This is a genomic window from Amycolatopsis sp. NPDC051061 (genome assembly GCF_040682935.1).
GTDB lineage: Bacteria > Actinomycetota > Actinomycetes > Mycobacteriales > Pseudonocardiaceae > Amycolatopsis.
In genome coordinates this window covers 46,612-65,049 of the sequence record NZ_JBFBBZ010000044.1, presented here as the reverse complement: position 1 = coordinate 65,049, position 18,438 = coordinate 46,612, and the positions used below count along the sequence as shown (strand labels likewise).

The 18,438-nt window shown below is 72.9% G+C and carries 13 protein-coding genes; 7 read left to right on the top strand and 6 right to left on the bottom strand.

The genetic code is table 11. The features are described from left to right. The first annotated feature begins 35 nt into the window (after nucleotides 1–35). From AB0N03_RS40515 to AB0N03_RS40500, 4 genes are all read left to right on the top strand, one after another. Nucleotides 36–1,142, top strand: a complete 1,107-nt coding sequence (locus AB0N03_RS40515; protein WP_364383973.1) for a sensor histidine kinase — start codon at nucleotides 36–38, stop codon at nucleotides 1,140–1,142. Continuing rightward, nucleotides 1,139–1,807, top strand: a complete 669-nt coding sequence (locus AB0N03_RS40510; RefSeq protein WP_364383970.1) for a response regulator transcription factor — start codon at nucleotides 1,139–1,141, stop codon at nucleotides 1,805–1,807. Before AB0N03_RS40515 ends, AB0N03_RS40510 begins: the two co-directional genes overlap by 4 nt. 197 nt (nucleotides 1,808–2,004) lie before the next feature. Further along, a complete protein-coding gene (gmd, locus tag AB0N03_RS40505) occupies nucleotides 2,005–3,000 on the top strand; it encodes a GDP-mannose 4,6-dehydratase (RefSeq protein ID WP_364383967.1) in 996 nt (331 codons plus the stop codon). Next, a complete protein-coding gene (locus AB0N03_RS40500) occupies nucleotides 2,997–3,956 on the top strand; it encodes an FkbM family methyltransferase (protein WP_364383964.1) in 960 nt (319 codons plus the stop codon). Before gmd ends, AB0N03_RS40500 begins: the two co-directional genes overlap by 4 nt. A gap of 4 nt (nucleotides 3,957–3,960) precedes the next feature. Here the strand turns inward: AB0N03_RS40500 and AB0N03_RS40495 are convergent, their stop codons facing one another. The 6 genes from AB0N03_RS40495 to AB0N03_RS40470 form a co-directional block, all read right to left on the bottom strand. After that, complete coding sequence (locus AB0N03_RS40495) at nucleotides 3,961–6,309, bottom strand: glycosyltransferase (protein ID WP_364383962.1); 2,349 nt, start codon at nucleotides 6,307–6,309, stop codon at nucleotides 3,961–3,963. Then, entirely contained in the window at nucleotides 6,300–7,463 is a 1,164-nt protein-coding gene (locus AB0N03_RS40490) for a hypothetical protein (protein WP_364383959.1), read from the bottom strand. Before AB0N03_RS40490 ends, AB0N03_RS40495 begins: the two co-directional genes overlap by 10 nt. A 37-nt stretch (nucleotides 7,464–7,500) precedes the next feature. Further along, entirely contained in the window at nucleotides 7,501–8,793 is a 1,293-nt protein-coding gene (locus AB0N03_RS40485; RefSeq protein WP_364383957.1) for a hypothetical protein, read from the bottom strand. Then, complete coding sequence (locus tag AB0N03_RS40480; RefSeq protein WP_364383954.1) at nucleotides 8,790–11,519, bottom strand: glycosyltransferase; 2,730 nt, start codon at nucleotides 11,517–11,519, stop codon at nucleotides 8,790–8,792. Before AB0N03_RS40480 ends, AB0N03_RS40485 begins: the two co-directional genes overlap by 4 nt. Next, nucleotides 11,512–12,720: a hypothetical protein gene (locus AB0N03_RS40475; RefSeq protein ID WP_364383951.1), complete on the bottom strand. Its 1,209-nt coding sequence runs from the start codon at nucleotides 12,718–12,720 to the stop codon at nucleotides 11,512–11,514. The genes AB0N03_RS40480 and AB0N03_RS40475 overlap by 8 nt, the downstream gene beginning before the upstream one ends. Nucleotides 12,721–12,851: 131 nt before the next feature. Then, on the bottom strand, nucleotides 12,852–13,988 hold the full coding sequence (locus AB0N03_RS40470) for a hypothetical protein (RefSeq protein WP_364383949.1): 1,137 nt from the start codon (nucleotides 13,986–13,988) through the stop codon (nucleotides 12,852–12,854). 162 nt (nucleotides 13,989–14,150) lie between these two features. Here AB0N03_RS40470 and AB0N03_RS40465 point away from each other — a divergent pair, with 162 nt between their 5' ends. The 3 genes from AB0N03_RS40465 (at nucleotide 14,151) to AB0N03_RS40455 (ending at nucleotide 18,381) form a co-directional block, all read left to right on the top strand. Further along, the gene (locus tag AB0N03_RS40465) at nucleotides 14,151–15,899 is read left to right on the top strand and encodes a hypothetical protein (protein ID WP_364383947.1); all 1,749 of its coding nucleotides are present in this window, start codon (nucleotides 14,151–14,153) and stop codon (nucleotides 15,897–15,899) included. A 107-nt stretch (nucleotides 15,900–16,006) separates the two neighbouring features. Next, nucleotides 16,007–16,612 carry a hypothetical protein gene (locus tag AB0N03_RS40460; protein ID WP_364384025.1) on the top strand — a complete coding sequence of 202 codons (606 nt, stop codon included), beginning with the start codon at nucleotides 16,007–16,009 and terminating at the stop codon, nucleotides 16,610–16,612. Nucleotides 16,613–16,845: 233 nt separating this feature from the next. Then, the gene (locus AB0N03_RS40455) at nucleotides 16,846–18,381 is read left to right on the top strand and encodes a serine/threonine-protein kinase (RefSeq protein WP_364383944.1); all 1,536 of its coding nucleotides are present in this window, start codon (nucleotides 16,846–16,848) and stop codon (nucleotides 18,379–18,381) included. Nucleotides 18,382–18,438 lie beyond the last annotated feature (57 nt).

The window sequence follows — 18,438 nt, the reverse complement described above, 5'->3', positions numbered from 1 at the left end:
CGCGCCGCGCCGCCGTGACCGGTAGCTTTCGCAGCATGAGATGGCCGCCGTGGGTGGGACGCGTGGTGCGCACCCTCGTCGTCCTCGGGTTCGTGCTCGGCGCGACCAGCGCGTCTTCGCGCTGGCAGCCCGGGGCGACACCGCTGACCCCGCCCGGCGCCGCGTGGCTGGCCGCGACCGTCCTGACCCTGCTGCTCGTCCACCGCTTCCCGCTGACGCTCTTCCTGGTCACGGCCGCCTCGGCGTTCGGCTACTACGCCTCCGGCCTGCCCGGCGGGCCGATCATCGTCGTCCCGACCATCGCGTTGTTCGTGCTGACCCGGCAGCGCGGGCCGCTCACCGCGGGCATCACCGGCTCGGCCGCGCTGGCCGCCGCCTACGTCTCACACGTCGTCACGACCAGGTCGTTCACGCTGGAGGCGGGCGCCGGGTTCGTCGTCGTGTGGCTGGTCGCCGTCATCGGGGTCGGGACCGCCGTCCGCTACCAGCTCGACGCGCTCGCGGCCCGGCGCGAGCAGGCCGACGAGCACCGCCACCGGCTCGCCGAGCAGGAACGGCTGCGGATCGCCCGCGAGGTGCACGACGTCGTCGCGCACAGCCTTGCCATGATCAACGTCCAGGCCGGCGTCGCCGCCCACGTCGCCGACCGGCGGCCCGAGCAGGCGAAAGAGGCGCTGCTCAACATCAAGGCGGCCAGCGCGTCCGCGCTCAAGGACCTGCGCGCGACCCTGGCCGTGCTGCGCTCCGGGGAGGACAAGGCGCCCGCGCCGAGCCTCGCCCAGGCCGCCGAGCTGCTGGAACACGCGCGTGACGCCGGGCTCACGGTCGCCGTCCACGGCGAGGCAGGCGACCTCCCTGCTCCCGTGGACGCGGCCGCCTACCGGATCCTGCAGGAGTCGCTGACGAACGTCGTCCGGCACGCCGACCAGCCGGAACACGTCGACGTCCGGTTCGAACGCCAAAACGGGGCCTTCTCGATGAAGGTGCGTGATGACGGCCGTAACACCGCCCAGCCGACGCCGGGCCACGGCCTGCGGGGCATGTCCGAACGCGTCGCCGCGCTCGGCGGGCGGTGCACCGCCGGGCCGGTCGACGGCGGTTTCGAAGTGTGCGTCGAGCTACCGATCGAGGGGGAAGCATGATCCGCGTCCTGCTGGCCGACGACCAGGTCCTGGTCCGCGCCGGGTTCCGCCTGCTGCTGGAGACCGAAGACGGCTTCGAGGTGTGCGGCGAGGCCGGCGACGGCGAGCAAGCCGTGGCCGGAGCGATCGAGCACCGTCCGGACATCGTGGTGATGGACGTCCGGATGCCGGGTGTCGACGGCCTCGAAGCCACCCGCCGGATCACCGCGAACCCCGATCTCGCCGCGACGAAAGTGCTGGTCCTGACCACTTTCGACGTCGACGAGTACGTCTACGAAGCCCTGCGCTCGGGCGCCAGCGGGTTCCTGCTCAAGGACACCGAGCCGGTCGAGCTGCTGCGTGCGCTGCGGGTCGTGGCGAGTGGCGAGGCCCTGCTGGCGCCGACGGTCACGCGGCGGCTGATCCAGGAGTTCGTCGGCCGCCCGGAGAACCGGCGCATCGACACGAGCGCCGTCCGCGAGATCACCGACCGGGAGCGCGAGGTGCTGGGCCTGGTGGCGGGCGGCATGTCGAACGACGAGATCGCCGCCCACCTGGTGATCTCGACGGCGACGGCCCGCACCCACGTCAGCCGCATCATGACGAAGATCGGCGCCCGCGACCGGGCGCAGCTGGTGGTGCTGGCCTACGAGTCGGGGCTGGTCACCCCGCGCCACTCCGCCTGACCCGGCGCACCACGCGAAACGCCCGGACCAGGAACACCACCGCGAGGACGGCGACCAGGCAGATCCAGATCACGTCGCCTCCTTTCCGGGCCGATGCTCTGCTCAGAAGGCGTCCGGGAGTGGGACCGCGTTCATCGACACGGTGGAAGTCACACCTTCGGGCTAAGTGCAGGAGACCACCCGGCTATCCTCACCGGGTGCGACGTGCGTTGATCACCGGTATCACCGGTCAGGATGGCCAATATCTCGCCGAGCTGCTCCACGAGCAGCAGTACGAGGTCTTCGGCCTGGTCAAGGGGCAGAACAACCCTCGGATCGACATGGTCCGCACGGAGTACCCCTTCGTCGAGATCGTCGAGGGTGACCTGCAGGACCTGTCGAGCCTGGTCGGGGTCCTGGAGCAGGTGCAGCCCGACGAGGTCTACAACCTCGGCGCGATCTCCTTCGTCGCCCTGAGCTTCAAGCAGGCCGAGCTCACCGCGAACGTCACCGGGCTCGGTGTGCTGCGGCTGCTCGACGCCGTCCGGATGGTCGGCGGGAGCCAGAACAACCCGATCCGCTTCTACCAGGCCTCCAGCTCGGAGATGTTCGGCAAGGTCCGGCAGTCGCCGCAGACCGAAGACACGCCGTTCTACCCGCGCTCGCCCTACGGCGTCGCGAAGGTCTTCGGGCACGACATCACCGTGAACTACCGCGACAGCTACGGCCTCTACGCCTGCTCAGGCATCCTCTTCAACCACGAGAGCCCGCGCCGCGGCATCGAGTTCGTCACGCGCAAGGTGACCAACGCGGTCGCGCGCATCAAGCTCGGGCTGCAGGAAAAGCTGATGCTGGGCAACCTCGACCCGCAGCGCGACTGGGGCTTCGCCGGCGACTACGTCCGCGCGATGTGGCAGATGCTGCAGCAGGACGAGCCGGGCGACTACGTCGTCGCGACCGGGCGCACGCACAGCGTCCGCAACTTCGTCGACCTCGCGTTCAAGCACGCCGGCTTCGACGACTGGGAGCGGTTCGTCGAGCAGGACCCGCGGTTCTTCCGGCCGGCCGAGGTCGACGTCCTGGTCGGCGACGCCACCAAGGCCCACACCGAGCTGGGCTGGAAGCCCGAGGTCGGCTTCGAGGACCTGGTCGCCATGATGGTCGACCACGACCTGCAGCTGGAGGCGCGGAAGGCCGGCATCTCGCTGCCATGATCTCCTACGCGCAGCAGGCCGAGGACGTCGTTCTCGCCCGCGTCTTCGCGGGTCAGGACTCCGGTCGCTATGTCGACATCGGCGCCGGGGACCCGCTCGTCGCCTCGGTGACGAAGCACTTCTACGACCTCGGCTGGCGGGGGATCAACCTGGAGCCGATCCCGGCGAAGGCCCGTGAGCTGCGCGCGGCCCGGCCGGACGACCTGAACCTGGCCGTCGCCGTCGGCGCCCGCCCCGGCACGGCGAAGCTGCACGTCGTCGAGAACGAGTGGGGCTGGTCCACGCTCGACGACGGCCTCGCCGGCCGGTACCGCGAGGACCGCGGCTGGCGCGTGAACACCGTCGAGGTCGAGCTGACCACGCTGGCCGCGATCCTGGACGAGCACCCGGGCGCCGTCGACTTCCTCAAGATCGACGTCGAGGGCGCCGAGCGCGCGGTGATCGAGGGTGGCGACTGGACCCGGCACCGTCCGCGGGTGCTCGTCGTCGAGGCCACCGAGCCCGGCGCGCAGACGCCGACCCACGGCGAGTGGGAGCCGATGCTGCTCGACGCGGGTTACCGCTGCGGGCTCTTCGACGGCCTCAACCGCTTCTACGCGCAGTCCGACGACGCCGAAGCGCTGTCGCGGCTCGGCGCGCCCGCGAACGTCTTCGACGACTTCGAGCGCTACGACGTCCTACAGCAGGCCAAGGCGCTGGAGGAGCTGCGGACCGGTCGCGCGGCCGAAATCGGCTACGCCCGCCGCATGGAAGCCGAGCTGCGGGAGCTGCAGGAGACGCACCGGCGCGCCGCCGACTACCTCGAGCAGCTGGAGCAGACCCGGGCCGAGCAGGAGCGGCAGCGCACGCGGGCCGTCCGCTACACGGCCGGGCTGGAAGCGCGGGTCGCCGAGCTCGAGGCGCGGCTCGCCGCCGCGTCGGGCCGCATCGCCGAGCTGGAAGCCCGGCGGGGCTGAACCTTCACTTCGGCAGGGCCGCCAGCCGGCGGGCCACGACGTCCGCGACGGCGTCCGGCCCGCACACGGCTTCGACGGCCGCCGCGGCCCGCGCACCCATCGACGTCCGCAGCCCGGCGTTTCCGGCGAGCTTGCGCAACCACTGCGCGGCCTGGTCCACGTCGGGTTCCGCCCACGGGTGCCCGAGCGGGTACGACGGCGTGAAACCATTGGTGAAGCCGGGTTCGGCGTCCTTCGCGACGTACATCTCGTAGCCGACGAGCGCGGCCGCGCCCGGGGGCATGAAGTCGAGGTTGCCGCCGTGGCCGGTGGCCACCACCGGCTTGCGCCGGGCCATCGCCTCGGCCAGGTCGAGCCCGAACGTCTCGAACCGGTGCAGCGAAACGTAGATGTCGCAGGACGCCAGCAGGAAGCCGCGGTCCACTTCGGACAGTTTGCCGCCGAGCAGCGTCCCGCCGGCGGCGGTGACCTCCCGGTCGAGCCACCCCGCGGCCTCGGACGCCGGGTCCAGGTCGATCGCGGCGACGGCCAGGTACGCCCCGCCCGCCGGGAACGCCCGCCGGAACGCCGTGATCGCGCCCCGGACGTTCTTCCGCTCGAGGTCCGACGACGCGTGGAACGTCGTGAGCACGACCGGTTCGTCTCCGGGGAGCCGGAACCGCGCGCGGTCACCGGTGCCGTCGGCGGCCGGGACCACCTTCGGCACCACCGTGATCGGGAGGTCCGTGGCGGCGCGCAGCAGACCGGCGGCGAGCGTCGAGGGCACCCACAGTTCGTCCACATCGGACAGCTGGGGGAGCCCGGTCGCGGGCAGGTCCGGCAGCTCGCCGGTCCACCGCGCGATCGTGTAGCGGTCGAAGGAGTGCTTCGGGATCAGCGGGAACTCGGCGGCGTCGACCAGCCACAGGTCGGTCGCGTAGTCCTTGCCGCGGCGCAGGTCGGCCAGCTCCTGCGGCACTTCGCACGGCCGATCCGGCACGCGCGTGTTGAACTCGGTGAACGTCGTCCGGGACAGCCGGCTCGCCAGCACGGCGGCCAGCCGCCGGGTCGCTTCGGCCGTGACGCCGGCCGCGCGGACGTCGCCGAACATGTTCACGCCCGGCCGCTCCTTCGACGGCTTGACCGGCGCCGGCAGCGGCCCCCGCACGGCTTCGGCGGCGTCGCGGTAAGCCGCGGCGACGACCGGCCAGGAAGCGTGCTGCCGGACGTATTCGCGCGCCTTGCGGCCCGCTTCGCGCGCTTCCTCCGGCCAGGACACGATCCGCTCGAGGTGCGCGACGAGCTCCACCGCCTCGCGCCGCGGATCGATCGGGACCAGCCGGCAGAACTCCCGGTCGTAGTGCCGGTGCTGGGGCAGGTCGCTGGTGATGAACAGCCGGCCGAGGCCGAACGAGCGCATCATCACCGCGCTCGTCTCGCCCGCGGTCGGCCAGCGCAGGCCGATCAGCGCGTCGGTCGCGACGATCAGGTCCTGGAACTCCTCGATGTCCGGGCTCGGGATGATCCGCACCGCGTCGCCGACGCCGAGCTCGGCGATCGTGCGGTGGACGTCGGCCTCGATGTCCTTCTCCCGGGCGTGCCCGACGATCAGCAGCTTCGCCTGCGGCCAGCGCCGCCGGACCTGCGCGAACGCCAGCACAGCGACGCGGATCCGCTTGATCGCGGTGAACCCGCCGAAGATGCCGAACACGACGTCGTCGCCGCCCCAGCCGAGCTTGGCCCGGACCGCGGGACGCTTGGCGTCGTCGTCGACGACGGGTGCGGCCGACGGCACGGTGAACACCGGCACCTCGGGGTAGCGCTCCCGCAGGTGCCGCGCCCGGAACGGGTCGTGGACCAGCAAGCCGCGGCCGGCCGAGACGATCCGCCGTTCGAGGCTCATCGTCTGCCGGTCGAGGTGCTTGACGCCGTCGACGTCGACCGCGGGCCAGCCGAGCACCAGTGCGGGGTCCGCCGGATCACCCCAGATCGGGCCGTGCGCGTGGGCCAGCTCGTCCTTGAACGCCGGCGCCTCGATCCCGCCGTGGTAGCTCAGCGAGAAGTCCAGCAGCGACGGGTCGTGCAGCACGATCAGCCCGGGTACCGCGAGCGCCCGGTGGTAGATCCACTCGTGGAACTCGGTGTTGTTGCCCATCTGGTAGGTGTCGACGACGTCTTCGGCGTCTTCGGCGTCGCCGGGTCCGAGCAACGGCACCCCGGCGGGAGTGCGGGCTTCGCCCGGGTACCGGCCGACCGCGGACACGTCCGCGATCCCGGCCATCGTCTCCAGCAGTTCGAAGCTGTAGTCGGCGATGCCGCTGCGCTCGGGCGGCAGCGGCGTCCACATCCGGTGGCGCACGGCCGTCACCGCCACGCGAGCAGGCAGTACCGCTCCCGGCCGCCGGGTGCGGTGACCGGGACCTCGGCCTCGCCCGGCAGGCGGACCTCGACGTGGGAGAAGCCGGCCGCCTCGGTGAGGAAGCGGAGGAAGTCCGGGTGCACCGGCCGCAGCGCGAAGGGGTCGAGGTGGAAGTCCGCGGACGCGAGCGGCGTCTCGACGACCAGGGGGCCGCCGGGCTGCAGCGCGGCGGCCGCGAGCTCGGCGAACCGCGCCAGCGCCGCCGGCTCGAGCCGTTCGGCGAACCGGAACGCGGTGATCGCGCCGAGCGAACCGGGAGTCGCCTCTTCGAGCAGCCGCATCGGGTCGGCGTCGGCCACTTCGACGTCCACCGCCTCGCACTGCTTGCGCACCAAGGCGTTCCGCGACGCCGTGCGGTACCGGACGCCCGCGGCCGCGAGCACCGACGGCCAGCCGCCACGGCCGGGGGCCATGTCCAGCACCGCGCCCGTGGCGCCCGACTTCCGGGCTTCCTCGATGATCGGCAGGTACGCGCGCACGGCGTCCCGCGCGCGCTCGGCGGACCCGTCGAGCAGGGCTTCCACGGCGATCTCGAGGAACGAGTCGCGGCCCGGCACCGCGCCGGCCGCGGCCGGGACCGCCTCGGGCTCCCGCCGGGCGCGGTCGAGGAACAGGTCGACCTGGACGTTGCGCAGCCGGACCTGCTCGGCCGCGGCCAGCACGCGCTCGAGCTGCGTCTCCAGCTCCTTGAGCCGGGTCTCGGCCCCGCCGGAGCGCTCCGCGGACTCGGTGACCTGCAGCGCCAGCCCGGACAGCTGGGCCTGCAGGCCGCCGACCGCGCTGTAGAGCCGCTGGTTGAGCCCGGCCGCGAGGTTCTGGTCGTTGCGGTAGAGCGACTCCAGCTCCTTGTGCAGCGACTCGGCGCGCACCAGCTCCCCGCGTTCGTCCAGCCAGCGCTGGAAGTGCCCTTCGGCGGCCCGGAGCTCGTCCGACAACGCGCTGACGGCGTCGCGCGCCGCGAGGTTCGTCTCGACCTGCCACTTCTGCTGGCGCCGCCAGAGGAACCGCAGCGCGAGCCGGCCGAGGAGGTCCCCTCGACGCAGCGGGAGGTGCAGGTTGGCGTGCTGCTCCAGGCGGTCGAGAGCGTCCGCGACACGTGCGTGAGACATGCGGTGGTCCATCGGGTCAGGGGTGGCGAGCCACCGGTCAGCGGATCGGACGGGCCGCGAGCTCGGCCAGGATGTTGTCGACGACCTGCGGGGCGAGCAGGCCGAAGGTGCCGGACGCCAGGGTGCGCTCGGCGACCTCGATCGCCACCACGCGGTTGTCGGCGAACAGCTTGCCGACGGACTTGCCGGTGTCGATGAGCAGGGCGCTGTGGTGCTGGGCGGTCAGCTCGCCGAAGGTCGCGGCGAGGTAGGGCAGCGCGCGGTAGGTGAAGGAGTCCCCGAGCAGGGCGACCGGACCCTGGTAGGTGCCGGTCCCGCTGGCCGACTGCAGTTTCAGCGGGGCCTTGAGGTCGCTGAGGACTTCGCGCGTCTGGTCGCGCTTGCCGTCGGTCAGCACCTCGTAGTGGCGCCCGCTGGTCTGGCCGGTGTGCCCGATCAACGGCGGCAGGTCGGCCGCCAGCTGCCACGGGTCGCCCGGCTTGATCACCCAGGACGCCGTGCTGCCGGGGCTCATCGCCTCGGCCAGCGAGCGGGCCATCAGCATGCCGCCCTCGTCGGACCAGTGCGCGTCCTGCGGCCCGTACACCGGCGCCCCGACCGCCCGGCCCTGCGCCTCGAGCCCGCCGCGCAGGTCGATGACGGCGTTGTCGGCGTCGGCGCGGTGCCAGAACTCGGCGGCGGTCCGCTGACGGCAGTCCTTGCCGGCGTAGTTCGCCGGCAGGTACTCCGGGGCGATCGTGGTCTTGTCCGGCGCCACGACCACCACGAACTGGCGGCCGGACGCGCGCACGCCGTCCCGCAGCCGGTCGAGCTCCGCCATGGTCTGGTCCAGCGGCTTGCTGAGGTTGCAGTGGCTGGCGATCTCGTCGCCGAGGTACAGCCAGCCGCTCTTGCCTTCGAGGACCTTCGGGTAGTCGACGACCGGCGCGGGCGCGGTGGGCTGCGCGGGGATCGGGCCTTCCGGCGCCTGCGGCTGCCCGCCCAGCGGCGGGGCTTCGCCGAAGAGCCCGCGGCTGAGGCCGTCGGCCGTGTGCACGGCCTGCTCGCGGAAGGCCAGGTGGTCGGTCGCCCACTGGGCCAGCTGCGGGAAGAACGACCAGCCCTGCCCGAGGCTCGGGAACTCGGTCAGCGCGCGGTTTTCGAACTGTCCGGGGTGCACCCCGGACAGCGACGCGAGCACCGGCGTCGCGAAGAACACCGCGGCGCACGCCAGCGCGACAGCTTGGCGGCGGCCGTGGCGCGGCCGGTGCAGGGCGTGTTCGCGGGGCAGGAAAGCCTCGTGCACCGGTGGCAGCGCACGCGGGGCCTGGGACGTCTTCTGCTCGGTCATGTGGGCGGCCGGGGGTCGTCGGAACGCCGCGCCTCGAGCCGCTCGATGCGCGCGTTCTGCTGGGCGAGCTCGGCCTCGAGGATACCGAGCCGCCGGTCCTGGGCGGTGGCTTTCTCGTCGATGGTGCCGGCCAGGCCGGTGATCGCCTCGCCGGTGCTTTCGGTCAGCGTCCGCAGGATCCGGCGCTGGGTGCCGTCGTAGTGGCTCAGTGCCCGGCGGACCGCGCGGCGGAACACCGGGGCCAGCGGGAAGCGGTGCGGGCTGTCCGGATCGGGCTGCCAGCCGAGCGCGGCTTCGGCGCGGGCCAGCGGGGAATCCGGCCCGGTCCCGGCCTCGCCGGGGTCACGGCGGCGCCAGGTCGCATAGGCGGCGCGAAGCTCCGTCTCGACCCAGGCGGCCGCGATGTCCATCGAGCGGCTGCGCAGCACGTGCGTGCGGGCGGCTTCGCCCCGGCGTCGCGCCTCGGCGGGATTGTCCGCGACCTCCCGCATGGCCTTCGCGGCGGCGTCGAGGTCGGGATCGGCCCACCTGCCCTCGGGCTGGTACGGCGGCCAGCCCTCGCCGACCTCGACCAGCCGGTAGGGGATCGGCCAGCCGGTGCCGTCGTGGAAGAACTCCGTGGTGCTGGAGTAGTCGGTCGCGATCACGGCCAGGCCGCGCACCATCGCTTCGGCGACGGTCAGCCCGAACCCCTCGCTGCGGTGCAGGGAGACGTAGGCGTCGCTGGTCGCGTACAAGTTGTTCAGCTCTTCGAGGCTGAGGTAGGTCTCCAGCAGGTCGATGCGCTTGTCGTCGCCGATGACGTACCGCAGCCGCTCCACGGCGGCGGCGTGCAGGTGCCCGTTGGTCGCCTTGATGACCAGGCGGACGTCGTCGCGCCCGGCGAACGCGCGGCGGAAGGCCGTCACCACGCCCCACGGGTTCTTGCGCTGGCCCGTGCTGTTGAAGTCGAAGGCGAACAGGAACCGGACCGGGTCGCCCGGCCGGCGCGGAACGCGCTGCGGCACGCCGGGGTCGAGCACCGGCATCGGGAACGTCTTGACCGGCACCGGCGAGTGGGGCTCGATCGCCCGGCGGGTGAAGTCGCTGATCGCCCACACCTCGTCGACCAGGTCGAAACCGCCGCGCATCGACTTCGGGAAGTCCTCGAGCTCCCAGGCCCAGAGCCCGATCCGGTAGCGCCGGTGGCCCAGCTCGGGGTGGCTGTCCAGCAGCAGCCCGGTGTAGTCGGAGTTGACGGCGAGGATGCTGACCGGGAACCGCGGCCTGCTCACCGTGTCCGGCGCGGCCAGGCCGGTGCGGACCGCCGCCGACAGCGACCGCGCCTCGACGACCGACACCACGGGGATCCCCGCGGCGGCGACCGCGCGGTGCGCGATCCGGCCCATCTCGCCCAGGCCCAGCTCCGCGGTGAGGTACCCGGAGACGTTCACCCCGAACTCGTCGACCGGCCCGGCCACCGGGGGCGGCTCGGCGGGCAGCGCCCAGGCGGGCAGCAGGCCTTCGTCGACGCCGTGCGTCGCGCACCAGCGCCGGAACGCCGGGCCGTCGGCGTGCTGCGGCTCGCGGAACGCGGTCTGCAGGTCGATCCGGCTCGCCCACAGCCACAGCGCGAGCCGGCTGAGCCCGGCCGACCGCGCCATCGGCGAGCCGGGGGCGCGGAGCCAGTCGCGGAAGGCGGTGCCGTGGTCGTCGCCGAACGGCGGAGCCGGGATCTCGTCGACGACCGTGGGCGCGAACTGCGCCGGGGTCGTCGCGGCGCGGTGGGCCCGCAACCAGGTGTCGCGGTAGAGGGTCCGCATCGGCCCGGTCAGCGGCGTGCCGTCGGGCAGCTTGCCGAAGCGGTACGGGACTTCTTCGCCGGTGTGCCCGGCGCCGGCCAGCTCCCCGGCGTACTCGTCGCACAGCTTGCGCAGCACGGGGTCGGCGGAGAGCACGACTCGCGGGCGCACCGGGCACTGGCTGCTGAGCAGCCACGGCCGCTCGGGGTCGAAGCCGTAGAAGTTCAGGAAGCGCAGCGGCGCGCCGCCGGCGGTCACGGTGCCGTCCGGGCCTTCGGCCAGCTTGCGCTCGTGCAGGTTCCAGAACCCGGCGGCCACGCCCGGGTCGCGGGTGACGACGTTCCGGTACAGCGCCGGGACTTGGTCGAAGAAGTGCTCGACCGGGGGCGAAGGGTGCGAGGGCGGCGGGACCGGCGCGTACCGGCGGCCGTCCGCCCAGGCGATCAGGAACGGCCGGGCCCCCTTGCCGACCGCGACGAAGTCGTCGTGGAAAGCGCTGTCCGTGGCGTCGCGGCCGGGTTCGAGGCCGTCCTGCGGGAGCGGGGCGAGCACCCGCGGCGCCAGCACGACGTCGTGCTCGGCGGCCCGCGCGGTGACCTCGGCGAACGGGGCGAACACCCGGATCTGCGAGCCGAGGTAGACCGCGACGTCGGCGTCTTCGAGCAGCTGGTGCAGCAGCAGCGGCTTGACCGCTTCGACCAGCTCGGACGCGGAGAACCAGGTGGCCATCTGGTGGAACTCGTCGCGGTCGAGGTCGAGCCAGTCGCCGCCCACGACGCGGCAGCCGTCCTCGGCGCCGCTGCCCGTCCCGTCGACGACGAGGACGAGGAACTCGTGGCCGGGGTGGTGCGCCCGGTAGGTCCGGGCGAGCACCCGCGCCGACGGCAGGCCGGCCCGGGTGACCACCGTGCAGGCGGTGGTCACCCGGCCGGCGCGCTCAGCCATTGGCCGGCAGCTCCGCGAGCTGGGCCGCCAGGATGTCGTCGAACACGCCGCTGATCTTGGCGAGGTCCGAGCCGGAGACCTCGATGCGCACGAGCGTGCCCTTGTGCACGTAGTGCGCGCGGATCACGGCGGGGAAGTCGGCCGACTTGGCGAACTGCGACGCCTTGACGCCGTCCGGCACGTCACCGGTGTACGGCTTCATCGTGAACTTGGTCTGGAGCTCGGCCAGGTCGTCGCGGGCCGCGGTGGCGGCGCTGGTCCCCGACGTCTGCGCGGTGAGCACCAGCGCCTTGACCGTGTCCGGCAGCCCGGCGGCGGCCATCCGCACCTTCGAGGCGCCCGCGGTCTTGTAGACGGCGTTCTCCTCGGGGGTGAGGAACCCGGCGCGCTCGACGTCGGCGAACGTCCGGATGTCGGTCTTCTCCCCGGGCGGGGCCGGGAGCTTGGCGATCTCCAGGTCGTCCTTCGGCCGCACGGTGCTGGTCGGCGCGGGCGGGGACGACGAGCTCGCCACCGGCGGGTTCTGCTGGTCGCCGGAGCCGGTGCCGAAGATGAACCAGCCACCGACCCCGAGCGCGACCACCACCAGCACGACGACGGCGATGAGCACGCCCTTTTTCTTGCCGCCGGACGAAGTCGTCTCGAAGGTCTCCGGGCCCTGGCTGACCCACTCCGGGCCCGGCGACATCTGCGGGTACTCGCTCGCGCCCCACGGCGGCGCCGCGGTACCGCCGGTGTTCCACGGCTGCTGCGGCTGCTGCTGCATCGGGAAGCCGCCGGACGTCGGGCCGCCCGGGCGCAGGCCGCCGGAGGCCACCGACTGCGGGGGGACGCCCGGCACCGCCTGGGTGCGGTCGGCCGAGTCCGTCGTCCACGGCGGCTGGTACGGCGGCGGCTGCTGCTGCATGCCGGACACGACCTGGGTGCGCTCGCCGCCGGCGGCGTCGGCGCTGCTCACGATCTGCGTCCGGTCCGCCTCGTTGCCGCCCGGCTGCTGCTGGTGCGGCTGCCCCTGGGCCGGGCTGACGGGCGTGATGATCTGGGTGCTGTCGGCCGACGAGCTACCCTGCGGGGCCTGCTGGGGCTCGCCGTTCACCGCGGAGGACAGCACGGCGTCTCGTCGGGCGCGGTAGTCGTCGGCCGAGATCTGGCCGGCGGCCAGCTCCTCGTCCAACCGGCGAAGTTCCTCCTGCCAGGACAAACCTGCCCCCCTTCTTCGTCGCGGACCCGTGCTCGCAGACTCAGTGACATTCTGCACGCAGGGCCGATGGGTGCCGTGGCCGAGGGTCGTTTCGGGGCCGGGCCCGGGGTGATGTGCGCGCCCGGTCCGGTTCACCCGGGCGGGAGGACCGCGCGCAGGTCCTGCAGCACCTGGCCCAGCCGGGCGGTCAGGGCTTCGTCGCCCAGCTTCTGCGTCTGCGAAACACCGACGTTCACGACCATGCCGCCGGAGGTGTACCAGGTCGCCCGGACCTGGGTGTCGCCCGTGGTCGCGACGGCGGTGCGCAGGTCGGACTGCACCGCGTCGAACCCGTTGGTGAGCGCGCTGCTGTACAGCGCTTCCACGGCGGCTTCGGCGTTCGCGGGCCCCGGCATCGGCACCACCATCACCAGGTTGCTGCCCGCGTCGACGGCCGAGCCGCGGAAGACGACTTCACTGCCGCCGTTGCGGCGCAGCACCTCCGCCGTGGGCTTGGCGAACACGCCGAGCTCGACCGCGCGGTCGAGCGACATCGTCGAGTTGTCGCTGTTCTGGGTGCCGGGCAGCTTCGGGAGCCGGTCCTCGACGCCGCCGAGCAACCCGGAGGCGGACGTGCTCGGCGGGGCGACGGGCCCGCTCGCCCGCCCGGTGGGCTCGTCGTCCGAGCCCAGCCACATCGTGCCGCCCACGACCATGACCAGCACGACCAGCACGCCGAGGCCGAGGAACAGCCACGTCGGCCGGCCGCGGGGGTTGTTCCAGCGGTGCCGGCCGCGCTCTTCCGCCTCCTCGGCCGGCGAGGCGCCCCCGGCGTCGATCGGCGGGAACCGGCTCGCCGGCGGGATGCCCACCGAGCCTTCCACCGCCAGGTACCGGGTGGGAGTGATGTCGGCCGGGCTGGGCGCGGTCGTCATGTATTCGGGGATCGGCGGCACCCCGCTGGTGCCGGGCGTCTGGAACGAACGCGGCCCGGCGGCCGGCTTCGGCGGCCGCGCCCACGGGATCTCGATGTGGGCGGGCGGCTGGGCCTGGGCAGGCGTCCGGACCGGGGTCACCGGGTGGACCGGCGTGACCGGGTGCGCCGGGGCGGCCGCGGGATTGGCACTGTGCCAGGAGGGACGGCGCAAGGGCGCGGGCACCGGGGACGGCACGGTGGAGCCGGACGCCTGCGCGAGCAGCTCTTCGCGCTGCTTGCGGTGCGCCGCGGGCTCGATCCGGCCGGCCGCCAGGTCCGCGTCGAGACGGCGCAGTTCTTCCTGCCAGCTCATGGTTCAGACCCCCATCCACCGTTCGGGGCATCAGTCTGGCACGCACGGCCGACCTGCGAGGTTGCGTTTTGAGGTTGATCGGCAACGTAGCGCACGCGACGCCGTTTCGGGAGTCCTTCCCGTGGGCACCGCTGCGTTGGTGGAGATCGAGAGGGGGCGTCGGTGATCACCGATGAGCATCCGCGGGCCTTCGCGGGCCCCGTGCGCACCGGTCGCGCGCGGGCGCGAGAAGGCGCTTTCGCCGTGTTCACCGGCTTCGTGCTCGCGGCACTGTTCAACCTCCCGGTGGTGCTCCACCCGAAGTCGACGGTCGCCGGCGAACCCGGCGACCCGCTGCTGCAGGCCTGGCAACTGGCGTGGCAGCACCACTTCCTCACCGCCGGCGGCGACCTGTGGACGGGCAACACGCTGTTCCCGGCGACCGGCAGCTACGCCTTTTCCGACTCCCTGCTCGGCTACCTGCCGCTGAGCTTCTTCGGCGACGGCCCGTACGCCGCGCTCCTGCGCTACAACGCCGCTTACCTCCTCGCGGGTGCGCTCGCCTACGCCGGCGCGTACGTCTTGGTCCGCCAGCTGGGCGGCCACTGGACGGCCGCGGCGCTGGCCGGCCTCGCGTTCGCCTGGGCGCCGTGGCGGCTGAGCCACGCCAGCCACCTCAACATCCTGTCCACCGGCGGGATCGCGCTGGCCCTGTTCGCGCTCGCCCGTGGCCACGGCTTCTCGTTGCGCCACGGCCGGTGGCCCGGGCCGGCCCGGCCGTGGTGGGCGTTCGCCGGCTGGCTGGTCGCGGCCTGGCAGGTCACGCTCGGGTTCGCGATCGGGCTGCCGTTCGTCTACCTGCTCGGGGTCCTCGGCGTCGTCCTCGTGGTGACGGCGGTCCGGCGCCGGTTCGGTGCCCGGCTCGCGATCGCCGACGGCGCCGGCATCGCGGTGTTCGTCGTCGTCACCTACCTCATGACCATCCCGTACCGGCGGGTCGTCGATCAGTACGGCTTCACCCGCTCCTGGCGTGAGGTGCAGCAGTTCTCGCCGCCTCCGCAGGGTCTTGTCGCCGCCCCCACGGAGACCTGGTTCTGGCAGCGCGGCCCGTTCAACCTCAAGAGCGGCGTCTTCGCCGACCCGGGGTGGCTGTCGGCGACGGGTGCGTCGGAGAAGCTGCTGTTCCCCGGTTTGGCGCTGCTGCTGGTGGCGGTGGCGGGCCTGTTCGTCAGCGCGTGGCCGGTCCGGGTGCGGGTGGGTCTCGGCATCGGCACGGTCGTCGTGACGGCGTTCGCGCTCGGTTCGCAGTTCTTCGGCGGGTACTTCACCTACTACCTGCTGTGGAACTTCCTGCCGGGCTGGGACGCGCTGCGCACCCCGGGCCGCCTGATGCTGTGGGTGATCCTGCTGCTCGCGCTGCTCGCGGCGGGCGCGATGACGAGGTGGGCCGAGCTGGTCCGCGAGCGCCCGGACGCGCCGTACCTGCGGGCGCTGATCGGCGTCTCGCTGCTCCTCGCGCTGCTCGAAGGCGTGCCGGCCGAACCCCACTCGTCGCCGGCGGGCATCCCGCCCGACCTGGCCCGGACCTTCGAGGGCTCGCCACCGCCGACGCTGATCCTGCCGGTGCGGCAGGGGCTGGGTGAGTTCAGCGAGTACGTCTACCAGCTCTGGTCGACCGACGGCTTCCCGTCGCTGGTCAACGGCCACAACGGCCTGCTGCCGCCGCAGTACGGCGAGATAGTGAAGGCGACGAAGACGTTTCCGGACGCGCGCAGCGTCGCGGTGCTGCGGAAGTACGGTGTCCGCCAGGTCGTGCTGCTCAAGGCCGCGGCGGCCGGCGGGCCGTACGCCCAGGTGCTGACCCGGCCGATCGACGGGCTGCCGCTCACGCGGACCGAGTCGACGGACCTCGTCACGTTCACCTTGCCCTAGTCACCTTCTCGGACGCCGAAACTGTCGTACATATGTTCTAAAATGGGCGTTGTCCAGGGGAGATGCCGCTCGCACCCGCGGGTGGCGTGATGGAGGAAGGCAGGGCCATGGCCTACATCACCCTGCCCACATTCGTGGGCTACAGCGCGAGTACCGGTCCGTCGCGGTCGTCGTTCGTCCGGCGGCAGCGCCGGCTGTACGAGGACCCGGCCCGGGCCGCGTTCAACTACTACCGGAGGGCGGCGAACGCCGTGCGGTCCGGCCGGGCGGCGGGGCAGGACGCGACGGCGTTGCGCGCCCTCGTCAACGCCGCCGACGACCGGACGAAACCGCACTACGCCGCGATAGCCGAGGGCTGGCTGAGGTACCTCGGCCGGAAGTCGCCCAAGCTGGTCGAGGTCGGGCGCGGCCGCTGCCGGATCGGCGACCTCGAGATCGGCGTCAGCCCGCAGCTCGGGCTCCGCAAGAGCGACGGCCGCCGGTACGCGACCTGGCTCTACTTCAAGGAGGAACCGCTGACGAAGGACTCGGCGCAGCTGGCGCTGTGGGTGCTGGAGCAGGCGATGCCGGACGTCCTGCCGGGTGGCCACGCGCTGGTGATCGACGTCCGCCGGAGCAAGGAGTTCCAGCTGTCGGCCCGCGACCGCGAACGGCTGCGGCCCTGGGCCCGCAGCGAGGCGTCGGCGTTCCTCACGCTCTGGGACGCCGCCTGAGCCGGGGAGGCGCCGCGGCCGCCCGGCGCCTCCCCCAGTGGTCACCGTCGGAAGTCCTCCGGGGTCTCGACGGCCCAGCTTCCCGCTGGGCGCACGGCCGCAAGGTCCGAATACGACCCGGTACGAGGACCTCGCGGCCGCACGCCCAGCGAACACCTGGATCCGCCGAATACCCCCGGATGACCTCCGACGGCAACCACTAGCATCGCCCCCGAGCGTTCAGGGGGGCGACGATGAGACTGGTCGCGGGACGGTACGCGATCTCGGCCGAGCTGGGCCGCGGCGGCATGGGCGTCGTCTGGCGCGCCGAGGACAGGGTGCTCGGGCGGCCCGTCGCGCTGAAGGAACTGGCCACCCCGCCGGGTACCAACCTCGAGCGGGTCATGCGCGAGGCGCGGACCGCCGGGCGGCTCAACGATCCCGGCGTCGTCACGGTCTACGACGTCGTCAGCGAGCAGGGCGCGACCTTCATCGTCATGGAGCTGGTGGTCGCGCCGACGCTCGCCGACGTCGTCGGGCGCGAAGGACCGCTGGCGAACGACCGCGTCGCCGCGCTCGGCCTGCAGGTGCTGGGCGCGCTGGAGAGCGCGCACGCCGCCGGCGTCGTGCACCGGGACGTCAAGCCCAGCAACATCATGGTGCTGCCCGGCGACCGCGTGAAGCTCGCCGACTTCGGCATCGCGCGGGCGATGGACGACCCGGCGCTGACGCAGACCGGCGGCGTCATGGGCTCGCCCGGGTACATGGCGCCCGAGCTGTTCGCCGGGGCCGGGCCGTCGCCGGCGTCGGACCTCTGGTCGCTGGGCGCGACACTCTTCCACGCCGCCGAAGGCCGGGCGCCCTTCCAGCGCACGACGACGGCCGCGACCCTGCACGCGATCATGTACGACCAGCCGGTGCTGGAGCGCTGCCGCGGCCCGCTCGCCGACGCCGTCCGCGGGCTGCTCACGCAGTCCGCTTCGGACCGGCTGGGCGCGTCCGGGCTGCGGGGGCTGCTTTCCGCCGCGCGCAGCGCGATCGTGGACTCGCCGACGCAGGCGGTCGACCCGGCCTCGTTGCCGACGCTCGCCTTCGAGCCGGTGACGGCGAAGGTGGCCGCGCCGTCACCGACCACAGTGGACTGGAAGCCGCCGCGGAAGAAGCGGTTGCCGCTGGTCTTGACCGGGGTGGCGATCGCCGTCGTCGCCGCTTTGGGCGCGATCTTCCTCCTCGAGCCGGACGGCACCACGCCGGCGGCCGCGAGCGCTCCCGGTCCCGCGTCGACGTCGTCCGCCACGCCGTCGACGACCAAGAAACCCAGCACCAAGAAGCCCACGCCGTCCCCGAGCACGGCCGCGTTGCCGGGCGCGAGTTCCGCCCCGCCGTCGACCGCCGGCGACAAGCCGCACCCGGCCGAGGTGCCGCTGATCCGGTACCACCACCCGGACGGCGGTCACTTCAGCGGCACGAAGAAGGTGGGCCCGCCGGCCGGTTTCACGAAGGAAGGCGTGTTCGGTGCGCTCGTCGCGACGGCCGAGCCGGGCACGCGGAAGCTGTTCGCCTGCAAGGTGAAGGACCGGAAGGACTGGTTCACCTCGACCGACCAGAGCGGCAAGTGCGAGGGTCAGCAGTCACTCGGCCTGCTCGGGCACGTCTACGCCAACCCGCCTTCCTGGGCGAGTGCGCGGGCGATCTACCGCTGCAACGCGGGCGCGAGTCACTTCGATTCGCTCGACGCCGGCTGCGAGGGGAAGACCAAGGAGTTCCTGATGGGCTACGTCGTCGTCTGAAGCACCCCGGCCTGGTGACAATCTGTCGGAACCCACCCGGTCGAGTGACGCAGCTCG